Origin of the sequence: Gluconacetobacter sp. (genome assembly GCF_047721585.1) — a bacterium.
Lineage (GTDB): Bacteria > Pseudomonadota > Alphaproteobacteria > Acetobacterales > Acetobacteraceae > Gluconacetobacter > Gluconacetobacter dulcium.
In genome coordinates, this window is sequence record NZ_JBDNXE010000040.1 from 1 (window position 1) to 13,696 (window position 13,696).

The window sequence follows — 13,696 nt, forward strand, 5'->3', positions numbered from 1 at the left end:
CTCCGCCCCGGTCGACGTCGCCGCCATCCTGACCGACCTGGCCGCCAAGGCGCCCCAGCCGCTCAACTGGCAGCAATCGATCGTCGACCTCATGAAGCTGCTGGGCCTGGACAGTTCGCTGGCGGCACGCAAGCAACTGGCCGGAGAACTGCACTACACCGGCGACACCAACGACTCCGCGTCGATGAATGTCTGGCTGCACAAGGCGGTCATGCAGAAGCTGGCCGAAAATGGCGGCAAGGTTCCCGACGACCTGAAATGATCCGGCGCGGATGACGGGAATGGCATGACAGACGGCTCGATCGACAGCGCGACCGACGGCGTCCCGCCATGCCCCGAGGACATAGAGCGGACCGGCGACACCCTCTTCGCCACAGGCCGAGGAGAAGACGCGGTCCGCCTGTTTCTGGACGTGACCACCCGCCATCCCGACGACTGGCGGCTCGCCGTCACCGCCGCCACGATCATCCTGCGCCACAGTTCCGCCTACGACCTTGTCGAGGCATTCCTGCGTCCCGTGCTGCATCGGTGGCCGGACACGGTCCCCGCATGGAGCCTGTTGCTGCATGTCCGCGTCGTACGCGGCGACCTCGCGGGTAGCCACGCCCTGTTTGCGGAACTGCTGGACCGCTACCCGGACGAAAGCGGCACGCTCTGCGAGGCCATGTCCACGGCCCTTCTCCAGGCCGGCCACCCGGCGGAAAGCCTGCGAATCCTGCTACGATGTTTCGAAAACAGCATCGTCACGCCCACGCTGCTGAAAAACATGGGCATCGCCCTCTTCTGCCTCGACCGGTCGGCGGAAGCCGTCTCCTGGTACGAAAAAGCCGAAGCCCTCGCCCCGACAGACTACGGAATCACGTTCGGCCATGCCTGCGCGCTGATCAAGGCCGGCCGTCTGGACGAGGGCTGGCCGCGCTATTTCAACCGGCACCTCACCCCCGACGACAGGGACGCATGGTATCTGTCCCTGCCCCGCCTGTGCCCCGGCGATGCGGTCGCCGGGCGCGGTGTCGTACTGTTTCAGGAACAGGGGCTGGGCGACACCATCCAGTTCATCCGCTTCGTACCCGACCTGCTGGCAAAAGGGGCGCACGTCACGATCGTCGTGCCCCGCCCCCTGGTCCGCCTGCTGGCGCAATCCTATCCGGCGGCCAAGGTGTACGAGACAGGCACGCTCGCGCGGCAGAACGGCTACGATTACGCCGCCGCCATCCCCGACCTGCCGCACATCGCCGGGGCAACATCCTTGTGGGACGTTCCGGCACCAATCCCCTACCTGCACCCCGATCCCGACGATATCGCCCGCTTCGCCACCCTGCTGCCGGAACGCCGCCCGCGTATCGGCCTGGTCTGGGCGGGCGAGTGGCGGCCGCAATCCATTCACGCCCTCGTTGACCAACGCCGCTCGACGACGCAGGCAACGATGGCCAAGGCCCTGACGCCCGTCGCGGCAACGCTGGTCAGCCTTCAACTGGGCGCGCCCCGGCAGGAAATCGCGGACTGGACCGGCCAGACATTGTGCGACCCGATGGGCAGCGTGCACGACATGGCCGACACGGCGGCGATCATGGCCAGTCTCGATCTCGTCATTTCGGTCGACACCGCACCGCTGCATCTGGCGGGCGCGCTGGGCTGCCCGGTCTGGATGATCAGCCGCCAGGACGCCTGCTGGCGATGGGGGGACGCCATCGGCCGGTCACCCTGGTACCCGACCATGCGCATCTTCCGGTCGCGCGAGGCCACCCTGGCCCCGATCCTGAAGGAGGCAGGCATGGCCCTGCGCACCTGGGCGAGGAACTGGAGACCCGCACGAAAAACCTGACCGCCCGACGGATCACCGCTCATGGGATTGCAACCTGCATGCACCCATGCCAAGTGTGCGCTTGCATTGCGAGCGGTCCCGGATATCACGATGCCCGACACGATAGCCCAGACCGAATTGTCCCTCGTCGATACGCCGCAGAGCGATGCGGCGGATGGTCTGGTCTGGGCGGTTTCCTGCGTCCCCGGACACCGGCCGGTGCAATTGTCGCCCCAGCAGGCGGCCGATCACCTGAACAGCCGCCCCCCCCATACCGAAGACGCCGAAACCACCCCCGCCACGACCGAAGAACGGCCCGCCGGATGGGTCTGGCTGCATTACGATGTCGTGCATACGGCCAGCCGGGCTCGGGTCGAGGCCATCGCCTGCCTGACCGAGGAAGCCCGCATCACCCTGTCGGGCACCGACCGCAGCACCCGGCTGGAGGCCGACGGCGACATCGTCTACGGCGCCCTGCCCGGATTCGACGACAGCATGACCGACGACGACACCAGCGTCTCGGCCTGGCGTTTCGCGGTGCTCCCCGACCTGCTGATCACCACCCGGCGCCACCCCGTCCCGGCACTGGGCGCCGCCTATCGCTGGCTGCAACGCGACGACGGCCCCCGCACCCCCGCCGAGATCGTGGACCGCACGCTGCTGGAATTCGCCGACAGCGTGCGTCGGAACATCGCCATGCTGGACGACCAGCTCGACCGCGCCGAGGATCTGCTGCTGACCCTGGACCAGCACACCGATTTCGGCCGCATCAGCGGCCTGATCGGCAAGGTGCGGCGCCGTTCGACCGAACTGCGCCGCGTGATCTCGCCGGTCGACCGGATCTTCCACAACGAGGATCTGGAACTGCCGGAATGGGCCGAGGACGATATCCGCGACCGCTCGCAGCGCCAGATTCATGCGGCGCTGGACGATCTGATGGCATTGCAGGACCGCGCGCGTTCGTTGCAGGATGAACTCGCCTCGGGCCAGGCGGAAGAAACCAACCGGCGCCTGTACACGGTGTCGGTGCTGACGACCCTGATGCTGCCGGCCACATTCGTGACCGGATTCTTCGGCATGAATACCGGCGGCATGTTCCTGGCAAGCGGCTCCCTGGGCACGGTAGAGGCCGGCGGCATCTGCTTCCTGTTCATGGTCGTCGCCTGGCTGCTGCTCAAATTCACCAAGCTGCTCTGAAAGCCAGCCCGCGATCGCACCCGCCCCCGGGTACTGCCGGACAAAGATAACCGTTTCGAAGCGAAGGACCCCCGTCATGGACAGCCAAACAGAAACCCAGACGCACGCCGGGGAACTGGACGGCTTCCCCGTCGCCGCGAAATCCCTCCTGTCGGAACGCCGCCTGCATACGCTCAAACAGGGCGACATGTTCGGGGTCTTCGACCAGACGGGCGATATCCTCTACGGCGACGGCATCGCCGACGGCCTCTATTTCCACGACACGCGCTATCTGTCCGGCCTGTCGATGAGCCTCCAGGGCACGCGCCCCATCCTGCTGTCCTCGACGGTGCGCGAAAACAACGTGATGCTGTCGGTCGACCTGACCAACACGGATATCGACGGCCCGGACGGCCGGCACATGAATCACGACCTGCTGCATGTGCGCCGGTCGCGCTTCCTGTGGAACCGGGTCTGCTACGAGCGCGTCGAGATTCGCAATTTCGATGTCGAACCCCGCACGGCCCTGCTCGACATCCGTTTCCTGGCCGATTTCGCCGACCTGTTCGAGGCACGCGGCTCCACCCGCCCCCGGCGCGGCACGATGGCCGCGCCCGAGGTCGGCGAGGCCGAGGTGAAACTGTCCTATGACGGTCTGGACGACCGGCGCCGCACCACCATGCTGCGCTTCTGGCCACCGCCGGCCGAACTCACCGCCCAGCACGCCACCTTCCGCTTCGACCTGCCACCGGGCCAGCGCGTGCTGATCCATTACGAAATCGAGTGCGATCCCACCGAGCGGCACGAAGCCCAGCCCAACCGCCGCTTCCTGAGCGGCGCGGTCGAGGCGCGGCGCGCGCTGCGCCTGTCCTCGTCCCGCGCGGCGGCCATCGCGACCTCGAACGAGATCTTCAACGAGGCCATCCGCCGCTGCATCTGCGACATCTACATGCTGCTGACGGACAAGAAGACCGGCCCCTACCCCTATGCCGGCGTGCCGTGGTTCAGCACCGCCTTCGGCCGCGACGCCCTGATCACCGCCATGCTCACTTTGTGGCTGGACCCGGAAATCGCGCGCGGCGTGCTGGCCTACCTCGCCCGCCACCAGGCCCACACCGAAGACCCGATCGCCGACGCCGAGCCCGGCAAGATCCTGCACGAAGTGCGGCACGGCGAGATGGCCGAACTGGGCGAAGTCCCGTTCCGCCATTACTACGGCTCGATCGATTCCACGCCGCTCTTCGTCATGCTGGCCGGCCAGTATCTGGAACGCACCGGCGACGTGGCGCTGATGACGACGATCTGGCCGAACATCGAACGCGCCGTCGAATGGATCGACCGCTACGGCGACCGCGACGGCGACGGTTTCGTCGAATATGGCCGCCGCAACAAGGACGGGCTGATCAACCAGGGCTGGAAAGACAGCTACGACAGCATCTTCCACGCCGATGGTACCCTCGCGGAGGGACCGATCGCGCTGTGTGAAGTCCAGGCCTATGTCTACGCCGCGCGCCGCGCCGCCGCGACCATCGGCCGTCGCCTGGGCCGCACCGCCTATGCAGACCGGCAGGACCAACTGGCCGACGCCCTGCGCGTCGCCTTCAATGACCGGTTCTGGATCGAGGAACTCGGCACCTACGCCCTGGCGCTCGACGGCCACAAGAAACCCTGCCGCGTCCGGTCGTCGAATGCCGGCCATATCCTGCTGACCGATATCGCAACCCCCGACCGCGTGCCGCGCCTGGTCGCCGGGCTGATGCACCGTTCGTCCTTCTCCGGCTGGGGCATCCGCACCATCCCCGAGGGCGAGGCCCGCTATAATCCGATGGCCTATCACAACGGCTCGGTCTGGCCGCACGACAACGCCCTGATCGGGCTGGGCTTCGCCCGCCACGGCTATCGCGACGAGGCCGAGCGGCTGTTCCGGGGCATGTTCGACGCCGCGTTCCATACGGACTTGCGGCGCCTGCCGGAACTGTTCTGCGGCTTCACCCGCAACCGCGCGGAAGGGCCGGTGCGCTACCCGGTCGCCTGCTCGCCGCAGGCATGGGCGGCCGCGACATTGCCGGCCCTGGTCCAGTCGGTCCTCGGCCTGAGCTTCGACCCGACGGCGGTCGCCGTGCATTTCCAGCGCCCCCGCCTGCCCGATTTCCTGGAACAGATGACACTCTACAACCTCGAAGTCGGCGGCGACAAAGTCACGGTGCGCCTGGTGCGCGTCGAAGACGAAGTCGCGATCAACGTCGTCCAGCGCACGCAATCCATCCAGGTGCAGATCACGAACTGACCACGGGCGGGGCCGGTGCGAAAAGCCGGCCCCAACGTCCCCATGCTCCGACAGGCCGACACGATCGCTACGGCAACGCGATCATGTTGCGCGGAAGTACGGCGTTCTATAAAGATTTAGGGCATATTCTTCCTCTCTGACCTGAACTTCCGCCCAGGAGTGGCACGCGCTCACGATGAAGATGGCCATTCTCACGTCCGAAACGGGGTCCGGTCCCTATTTTCGCCATAATCGGCGCCAAATTTCTGCCTTTCCCTCGGCGCTCCCCTCGCGGATCTCGCGCCCGTCCCGGATGAACGCCCGATGACCCGACAGAAGCAGGCCCGCCCCACCCGTCCGTCCCGGCGCGCGACGGAGCGCGCGTGCGACCTGTCGGAACGAGCACAGGGTCGGCTCGCCATCCGTGTCGCGGGCGCGGTCGGACTGGCCGGCCTGCTGGCAGCCTGCGCCACCGATCCGGGGCAACATGCCCCGGTGATGCAGGAAGCTGCGGAATACCGGGCTCACGCCAAATCCTTCTACGCCCCGCCCGGCCCGCCCGACGATCCGTGGGGCCCCTATATCATGGAAGCCTCCAAGCGATTCGACGTGCCGGATACCTGGATTCGCTCGGTCATGCAGCGCGAATCCGGCGGCCAACTCTTCCGCAACGGTCAGTTCGTCACCTCGGCCCCCGGCGCGATGGGCCTGATGCAGCTCATGCCGCCGACCTATGACGAAATGAAGGGCCAGTACGGGCTGGGCGACGATCCCTTCAATCCCCGCGACAACATCATGGCCGGCACCGCCTATATCCGGCAGATGTACGATATCTACGGCTCCCCCGGCTTCCTGGCCGCCTACAATACCGGCCCCGGCCGGCTGGACGACTTCCTGCTGCACCACCGGTCGCTCCCGCGCGAAACCCGCAACTACGTCGCGGCAATCGGCCCGCAGATCGCCGGCATCACCCCCAATGTCCGCTCGCAGGCCGACCTGATGGTCGAAGCCCACGATGTCGCGCGCGGCCATGTCTATGCCGCCGCGCAGACCAGCACCGAAACCAATTCCGTCCGCGCCGCCTGGGCCCACCGCAACGATCATCAGGGCAGCAGCAACGACAGCCAGCCGATCCAGGTGGCCGAGGCTCCGGCGGAAGCCACCGCCTCCCCGGCGCCAGCCTATACGGCGTGGAAGGCCGTCGCCCCCGCCGGCCAGGGCACGTCGGCCGACGCCGTCCGCGCCGCCTGGGCCTCCCGCGCGCAGTCGGAAGCTACCGACAGCGCAACGGCGTCCCCGGCACCGGCACCCGCACCTGTCGCCATCGCATCCGCCGCACCCGTTGCGGCCCACTCGCCCGCGCCCCAGCCCGCCTCGTCCGCCGGGCACGGTTTCCAGCTCGTCCGCCCCGCCATGGCCGAGCCCGCGCCGCTGCTGCGACGCGGCAGCCTGGCGCCGGCCCAGCGTGACTGGGCGATCCAGGTTGGCGCGTTCGGCACGGCATCGCTGGCCTCTCAGGCCACGGGTCATGCGCGCAGCCGCGCCGCCGGCGTGCTGGCCAGTGCCCGCCCGCAGGTCGCCGGCATCCACGCCCCCCACGGCATGCTCTATCGCGCCCGGTTGACCGGCCTGTCGCATGACGCCGCGGTCGAAGCGTGCCATCGCCTGTCGACGGGGTCGGACAATTGCGTCATCATTTCGCCTGACTCGCGGTCCTGATCGCACGCCTCCCGTTGAAAGGTCCGCCCATGCTCCGCTCCGCCCTCCTCCGTCGCGCCACCCGGTTGAGCATGGTGCTCCCCGTCGCCCTCACCCTGTCGGGCATCACGCTGCTGTCCTTCTCCGTAGCCAAGGCCGCGCTGCCACTGGGCAGCACGGCGCCCCTGTTCGACACTCCGGCCAGCCTGGGCGGCAAGCAGTTCAATTTCTCGCTGGCCGAAGCCCTGCATAAGGGTCCGGTGGTCCTGTATTTCTATCCGGCGGCCTTCACGCGCGGCTGCACCATCGAAGCCCATGATTTCGCCGACGCGATGGACCAGTTCAAGGCACTGGGCGCCACGGTCATCGGCGTCTCGATGGACAAGATCGAAACGCTGGACCGCTTCTCGGTCAGCGAATGCCGCAGCCGTTTCCCCGTCGCTTCAGACCCGACAGGCAAGATCGCCAGTTCCTACGATTCCAAGATGAAACTGCTGCATTACGCCAACCGCACGTCCTACGTGATCGCGCCGGACGGCCATATTCTCTACGCCTACAGCGCCATGGCCCCCGAGGGCCATATCAGCGGCACCCTGGCCGCCCTGCGCGCCTGGAAAGCGGTCGGCTCCACCACGCCCCGGCACTGACGCGCAGTCGCAACCGCGCCCGGCCTCCACCAGGCCCCATTGTCCATCAGCTTCTCAGGGAACGGATTTCGCCGTTCCCATGACGGCCAGACACCGATCCCGCACCACGCGCAACCCGTCGTCACGCACCTTCCGCAGGGCGGCACGGCTACGCCGGATATACCCTTTCAGGTCCGGCACTTCGTCATGCATGAATGGGTGGGCGCACACCCGCGCCGGGTCCAATGCAGGCGTCGCCGGGTCCAGCAGCGGCAGGACAAGGCGCGGCTTCTGCGGCAACGCCAGGGCAAGCGCCGCCGAAACCGCAGCCCCGCTATCCGCATCCAGCCCCGGCCCCATCGCCGGCACCAACGCCAGCCACGCGGGGTCCGCCGCCGCGATCCCGTCAGTCACGGTATCGAACGTATCGGCATCGTCCAGCGCGCCCAATGCCTGCGCCGCACCATCGGCCCGGATCGCGGCAGCCACGCTGGCAGGTGTCGGCGCGCCCGAAGCCACCGGTTGAGCCGCCCAGGCAGGCGACCGGGCGAGCAAAGCCGACAGAACAAGACAAGGGAGCAATCCGGATTTCGTCATCACATGATCATGAGCGAAGCCAGACGCTTTGAAAAGCCGGCGTTCGCGCCCTCACCGGCCCACTCCCTGCGGGTCCAGCACACGGATAACGGCCCGCGTATCCCGCCCCACCTGACGCATGCGGTCGGCGACAAGCCGCGTCATCGCCGGCTGCTCCGCCACGACATCGGCAGCCGGAAAAGTCCTGACCAGTTGCGCATCAAGCTCATCCGCCACAGCGGCGGATTGCGCCGACACGATCTCCCGCACCGACGACGCCCCCAACCGCTCCAGCGATCCGTCATCGGACGTATCACGCAACGCCGCCAGCAGCGGATCATCCATGTCATGCGCCCGATAGGCCGCCGACATCCGACGATATTGATAAGTCTCCAGCACGATATGCCGATTGGTCACACGGGTCACCGCGGCAACCTGCGGGCCATGTATCCCCAGCATATCCAGCGCCCCGATCCCGACCATCGTCAGCGTCCAGACACCGGGCAGCACGCGCGCATGATAAGGCTGCGCCAGATCCTGCACGTAATGAATCGCCCAGCCGGCAAACCGCCAGCCCCAGTAAGGATGCCCCTGCGCAAACGCAAAGCGCGACAGCGTCATGAACAGATGAATCCGCGCTTCGGGATAGGTGCGCTGAAGATACCCAGCCGCCCGATAGACAAGGCCGCTCTCGTGGTAGAACCCCATATGGAACGGCGCCTGCGTGCCATATGCCAAATGCGGATTCCCAAACGGCTGCGCGCCATAACCGTAGCGTCCACCCTGCGCCGAGCCACTATCCGCCCACAACCCGATATCCAACCCAAGATCGGGCTCATTCGTCGCGGTCGCCACCACATCGGCCACCCGCAACACATCTCCTTCCCTCACCCGTTCCAGAGAACTGGCCTCCGTATCCTCCAGACTCTTCAGAACGCTCGCGGAAGACCAAGGCATCACGCGCTCCGCCGGCACCCCGACACCCGGCGGCCGCTGCACATAAAGATCCAGCATCATCCCCTCATTCACCCGGATCGCCTGTACAAACCCGGTCCTGAGCGACGCAGCATCCTTCCCCACTGCCGATGTTCCCCCAAACCGCAGAGCATCCGGACGCGGCGCATAGAATGGCAGATGCGCCCGCGCCCAAATCTCCTCCCCCTCCAGCGCAGCCGGCAAGCGATCGGACACATCGCCCAGAAACGAACCCAGCGTCTCCGCAGTGACCATACGCTCGGCCATGCCCGGCATCACTGCCACGGCCTGCCAGGTACAAAGTGGATGGTTACTCCACCCCAGCGCCGCCGATGGCAGAAGAACAACAAGAATACCTAATATTCCGCCGCGCCTTACCCAGGAACTTACCCGGCGGTTCATCAGGGATGCGGCACCAGCCAGCATGGTTCATCCTTCGGCAAGAAAAGCCGGGCCAAAGCGGATCATCCTCGCCCACCCGATCGCCACAGGATAACGCGCACATGCCGCCCCATCATCAAACATTCAGGAACACACCAGAGAGGCGAGCAAAAAAGCAGTCGCCTTTTCGTATCGGATTGCGACGACGCCTATATCGCTTCGCCGCACGCTCGCTCGGCAGGCCGACTTTTCCCATATCCTGTCAGCATGAAATCCGATCAGGACGATTCCGGATCGCAATCGCCTTCTTTTCAGAGCGCCTCAGGCTACGGGTAACGAAACCGTGTTCGCCTCATGGCGGAAAACTGCGCCGCCCCAGGGTTCAAAAATCATACCCAGAACGTTCCGTTACCAGGGCCAAAGAGGGCGTCCTGCCGGAAATGTGACATTTTACCCCATGACTCTGACGGTGTTTCCGTTGGCAGAAACCCACACCGTCATCACCCTGTGGGTCCGGGAGAGGAGTATTTTTCATGACATCCAATGGCCTGCCGCGCGGCATCGACCATGTCGGCATGACCGTGCCCGATCTCGAAGCCGCCTCGACATTCTTCGTGAATGCGTTCGGCGCTGTTCCGCTCTATGACAATCTCAAGCGCGCCCAGCCGCCGTTTTCCGGTCCGGATACTGAAAAGACCCTGGGCCTGGTCAAGGGCACGCAGGTCGTGGCGATGCGCATGATGCGTCTGGGCAATGGCGCGAGCCTGGAATTGTTCGAGATGCAGGCGCCGGAACAGGCAAAGCCAGCACGGGCGAGCGATCTGGGCCTGCAACATTTCGCCGTCTATGTTGACGACATCCAGGCCGGAGCCAAACGGTTCACGGATGCAGGTGGCGTGCTGCTGACGGAACCGGGCAAACAACTCGGGATTGAAGAAGGAAAAGGAAATTTTTTCTGCTACGGACGCACGCCATGGGGCATGACGATCGAACTTCTCTGCACACCGGATCGCAGCGGCTTCGACACGATCGAACCGCAACCCCGCTACATACCGCCACCGCGCTGAACAAGACGTTCCTGACAGGCTCCGCGCACATTCGATCAGACGCTCAGATCATCCCCTCACTCTGCGCGGAGTCCACCACCACCAGCGCATCCCCCGCAATCGGCGAAGGCGTGCGATCTCGCGGCAGCAAGGCCCGAAAGCGGCCATCATAACTGGCCGCCTGTTCATACTGCACGTCCAGCAGCCCATGCCGATCCATAAAACGGTTCAGCGCCGCCGGAATGCGTACGCACCCTTCCGAAGCCGGATGCCCCAACCGCGCCTCCAGAAAATCCGGGTCGGTCGCATGAATTTCCAGCCTGATCTGCCCCTGCTCCCGGTCAGCCCGCCAGCCCTTCACGGCCCATTGCCAGCCCATATCCCACACCCGCATGCCGCGCGCACCCAATCCGCGGATACCATGCTCGTTGCGCGTTCCCTCGGCACGATAGCCCAGCCGATCAGGCGAATTGATGAACACCCCGGTCGGCGTCAGGTAATAATATTTACGCCCCGCCTGCCCGGTCGAAACCCGGGTTCCTCCCAACACCACCCACGCATCATCATCCGGTAGCGCAAGCACAAAGCAGACCCGCTGCACACGCGGATTACGATCCACCACCATCAGCACCTGCGCCCGGTCGATCGTCATTTTGTCCCGCGCCAGTTGCGCCCGTGCCATCGCAACCCATCGGTCGGCATCCCTGGCCGATACCGTCTGAAAATGCGGAATCTCGCGCCGCATGGCCATAAGCAGATGCTGCGCCTCGGCCCTGGCGGCCTCGTCATCCAACGCCGGCAGGGGCGGAATATCAAGCGCGGGAGCAACCTGCTCCGCTGGCGCGCCCGTCGGCGCGGGCGCGGCCGGAGGCACCACCGCCTCGGAAAGCAGCGGCATCGGGTCGGCCAACGCGGCCCCGGTCGCGAACAGGAGGAAAAACACCGCCAGGAAACCGGCCCCTGAACCCGCCACCGGAAAATCTGTCCGCATGCTTCCCCTCTTCGCCGTGGGCTGCCAGCTGCATCGTACGAGTGTTCCCGCCCCGCCAACACCACCCACCCGCGATCCTGACGCTTGAAAAGCCCCGACGTTCCCCGACCCGAGACCGGAGAATAGCGGTTTTATCCGCGGTGTTGCTCAATCCTCACGGATCATATCATGCGCCATCCTCATTTCCGGCATGCAGCCCTTCTTACCCTGCCCTCAACGAAGCAGCCGGCGGATTGGCCGCAGCCCTGGCCGACTGCCCAAGCACGGTCAGCAGCGCGATCAACCCCGCCCCACCGGCCGCGATCACGAACGGCCATGGTGTCAGCGCAACCCGCTGATCGAATCCCGACAGCCACCGGCTCATGAACACCCACGCGACCGGCCAGGCGATCACGTTCGCGATAAAGACCGGCCGCAGAAACTGGCCCACCAGCAAGGTCAGGACCTGCCGACGATCCGCTCCCAGCACCTTGCGCACCCCGATCTCATGCCGGCGACGCGACACGTTGAACGACGACAGGCCGAACAGTCCCAGACAGGCGATGCCGATCGCCACAGCGGAACCGATGCCGAACAACACACCGTAATTCTGGTCGCTGCGAAAATCGTCGGCGAATATATCGTTCACCCCCTGAGCCGAGAACGGGACATCCGGCGCAATGCTCGCCCACGCCGACCGCAGACGCGCCATTTCCTCGGCCTGTGACGCCCCCTCGTAACGGATGATCGCAGCAGCCTCGCCAAACGACCCCGAACGGCCGTAATACAGCAGCGGACGCATCGGCTCATGCGCGCCACCAAACCGGATGTCGTCGATCACCCCGATGATGCGATAGGTTCGCCCACCCCAATCCTCTCGCAATTCCTGCCCCACCGCCGCCTCCGGCGACGCAAAGCCGAACCGTTCCGCCGTCAGGCGCGAAATGACGATGCTGCTCCCCGCCCCTTCCTGCTCCCGCCCAGCGTGATAATCACTGCCCTGATGGACGTCGAACAGGCGCCCCGCGACCAGCCTCGCCCCGATCGCCTCGAAATATCCCGGCGTGGCGCAACCCCACCAGACAGGGAGCAGACTGCCGCCGCCCGGACGACGATAATCGTCACTGTCATCGGTGTGGTGAGGATACATGTCCGATCGCGTGGCGATCCGCACCCCCGGCACCTCGCCCAGCCGGCGCACGATCTCCTCCTGCCGCGCCGTCAGGCTGGCATCCGCCAGCGCATCGACGACGATCACACCTTCCTTGCTGATTCCGCGATCGAGCACGCGAACGAACGCCGCCTGGTCGGTCATCACGATCGTGCAGACCGCCAGCACGATGGCAAATCCGAATTGCAGCACCACCAGCACGCTGCGCAACATGCTCTCGATCCGTCCGCCCGCCGGCATCCGGCTGGCCGCCAGCACCGCCGCCGGACGGAACGACGACAGCACCAGAGCGGGATAGATCCCGGCAACGATCCCCACGACCAGCACGATCAATACCGATACCGGCAACACGAAGCGCCAGTCGAAACCGACAGTCCACCCGCCCAGCATGTTGACCCAGCGCAGCGAGAGTTCCGTCAGCGCCAGCCCGACCAGCACCGACACCCCGACCAGCATGATCGCGTCACCCATGAAGCGCGCGATCAGCGCCGGGCGGGTCGCCCCCAGCACCTTGCGCATCGCCACCTCACGCGCCCGCAGCCCCGACCGCGCGGTGGCCAGATTGACGTAATTCACGATCGCGGTCGCCAGCGCCGCCAGCCCGACCAGTCCGAGGATATCGATCAACCTGCGGCTGGCCCCACCCTCCCCGATCGACGCATTATGAAAATGCACCGCGCGCAGCGGTACCAACGTCAACCCGCCATCGCCATAGGTGAAACGGATCAGGCTTTCCTTCCAGTTTCCGGGATGCCGATACGGGTATCGGCGCAATCCGGCGGCAATCCGCGGCACCGCCGCAGGATCGTCAATTCTGACCCATATATGCCCCCACTGGCTTCCCCAATTGCGAAATGGCCATTTATCCATCCAGGAACTGGGAAAAACGGCGATGATCCTGAAATCGCTGGTGGCATTGGGCGGCGTGGGGGGGCCGCCGGGGGCCCCCCCCCCCCCCCCCAGCGTCTTTTATGTGTCGGACCGGCGACCCCCGAGCTCGGCGGGGG

At 65.9% G+C, this 13,696-nt stretch carries 11 protein-coding genes; 7 read left to right on the forward strand and 4 right to left on the reverse strand.

Annotated features, from left to right (window positions below; translation table 11 throughout):
* From ABF821_RS09460 to ABF821_RS09485, 6 genes are all read left to right on the forward strand, one after another.
* A partial coding sequence (locus ABF821_RS09460) for a DUF3597 domain-containing protein (RefSeq protein ID WP_415529830.1) occupies nt 1-262 on the forward strand: 262 nt, incomplete at its 5' end.
* Between the two features lie 24 nt (nt 263-286).
* The gene (locus ABF821_RS09465; protein WP_415529831.1) at nt 287-1,825 is read left to right on the forward strand and encodes a glycosyltransferase; all 1,539 of its coding nucleotides are present in this window, start codon (nt 287-289) and stop codon (nt 1,823-1,825) included.
* A gap of 90 nt (nt 1,826-1,915) precedes the next feature.
* Nucleotides 1,916-3,001, forward strand: a complete 1,086-nt coding sequence (locus ABF821_RS09470; RefSeq protein WP_182972455.1) for a CorA family divalent cation transporter — start codon at nt 1,916-1,918, stop codon at nt 2,999-3,001.
* 76 nt (nt 3,002-3,077) lie between these two features.
* Nucleotides 3,078-5,267, forward strand: a complete 2,190-nt coding sequence (locus tag ABF821_RS09475; RefSeq protein ID WP_415529832.1) for a glycogen debranching N-terminal domain-containing protein — start codon at nt 3,078-3,080, stop codon at nt 5,265-5,267.
* Nucleotides 5,268-5,570: 303 nt separating this feature from the next.
* A complete protein-coding gene (locus ABF821_RS09480; protein WP_415529833.1) occupies nt 5,571-6,965 on the forward strand; it encodes a lytic transglycosylase domain-containing protein in 1,395 nt (464 codons plus the stop codon).
* A 71-nt stretch (nt 6,966-7,036) separates the two neighbouring features.
* Nucleotides 7,037-7,591: a peroxiredoxin gene (locus ABF821_RS09485; RefSeq protein ID WP_415529845.1), complete on the forward strand. Its 555-nt coding sequence runs from the start codon at nt 7,037-7,039 to the stop codon at nt 7,589-7,591.
* 54 nt (nt 7,592-7,645) lie between these two features.
* On the opposite strand, the gene ABF821_RS09490 is transcribed toward ABF821_RS09485, so the two are convergent.
* Together ABF821_RS09490 and ABF821_RS09495 are read right to left on the reverse strand one after the other, a co-directional pair.
* On the reverse strand, nt 7,646-8,167 hold the full coding sequence (locus ABF821_RS09490) for a hypothetical protein (RefSeq protein WP_415529835.1): 522 nt from the start codon (nt 8,165-8,167) through the stop codon (nt 7,646-7,648).
* Between the two features lie 51 nt (nt 8,168-8,218).
* Nucleotides 8,219-9,547 carry a hypothetical protein gene (locus ABF821_RS09495; RefSeq protein ID WP_415529836.1) on the reverse strand — a complete coding sequence of 443 codons (1,329 nt, stop codon included), beginning with the start codon at nt 9,545-9,547 and terminating at the stop codon, nt 8,219-8,221.
* Between the two features lie 488 nt (nt 9,548-10,035).
* On the opposite strand from ABF821_RS09495, the gene ABF821_RS09500 reads away from it, so the two are divergent.
* A complete protein-coding gene (locus tag ABF821_RS09500) occupies nt 10,036-10,569 on the forward strand; it encodes a VOC family protein (RefSeq protein ID WP_415529838.1) in 534 nt (177 codons plus the stop codon).
* A 43-nt stretch (nt 10,570-10,612) separates the two neighbouring features.
* On the opposite strand, the gene ABF821_RS09505 is transcribed toward ABF821_RS09500, so the two are convergent.
* Together ABF821_RS09505 and ABF821_RS09510 are read right to left on the reverse strand one after the other, a co-directional pair.
* Complete coding sequence (locus ABF821_RS09505; protein WP_415529839.1) at nt 10,613-11,539, reverse strand: L,D-transpeptidase; 927 nt, start codon at nt 11,537-11,539, stop codon at nt 10,613-10,615.
* A 202-nt stretch (nt 11,540-11,741) separates the two neighbouring features.
* The gene (locus ABF821_RS09510) at nt 11,742-13,463 is read right to left on the reverse strand and encodes an FtsX-like permease family protein (RefSeq protein WP_415529840.1); all 1,722 of its coding nucleotides are present in this window, start codon (nt 13,461-13,463) and stop codon (nt 11,742-11,744) included.
* Nucleotides 13,464-13,696 lie beyond the last annotated feature (233 nt).

Coding starts and splice junctions, on each gene's coding strand:
- ABF821_RS09465 (WP_415529831.1), top strand. CDS start 287: ATGACAGACGGCTCGATCGACAGCGCGACCGACGGCGTCCCGCCATGC.
- ABF821_RS09470 (WP_182972455.1), top strand. CDS start 1,916: ATGCCCGACACGATAGCCCAGACCGAATTGTCCCTCGTCGATACGCCG.
- ABF821_RS09475 (WP_415529832.1), top strand. CDS start 3,078: ATGGACAGCCAAACAGAAACCCAGACGCACGCCGGGGAACTGGACGGC.
- ABF821_RS09480 (WP_415529833.1), top strand. CDS start 5,571: ATGACCCGACAGAAGCAGGCCCGCCCCACCCGTCCGTCCCGGCGCGCG.
- ABF821_RS09485 (WP_415529845.1), top strand. CDS start 7,037: ATGGTGCTCCCCGTCGCCCTCACCCTGTCGGGCATCACGCTGCTGTCC.
- ABF821_RS09490 (WP_415529835.1), bottom strand. CDS start 8,167: ATGACGAAATCCGGATTGCTCCCTTGTCTTGTTCTGTCGGCTTTGCTC.
- ABF821_RS09495 (WP_415529836.1), bottom strand. CDS start 9,547: ATGCTGGCTGGTGCCGCATCCCTGATGAACCGCCGGGTAAGTTCCTGG.
- ABF821_RS09500 (WP_415529838.1), top strand. CDS start 10,036: ATGACATCCAATGGCCTGCCGCGCGGCATCGACCATGTCGGCATGACC.
- ABF821_RS09505 (WP_415529839.1), bottom strand. CDS start 11,539: ATGCGGACAGATTTTCCGGTGGCGGGTTCAGGGGCCGGTTTCCTGGCG.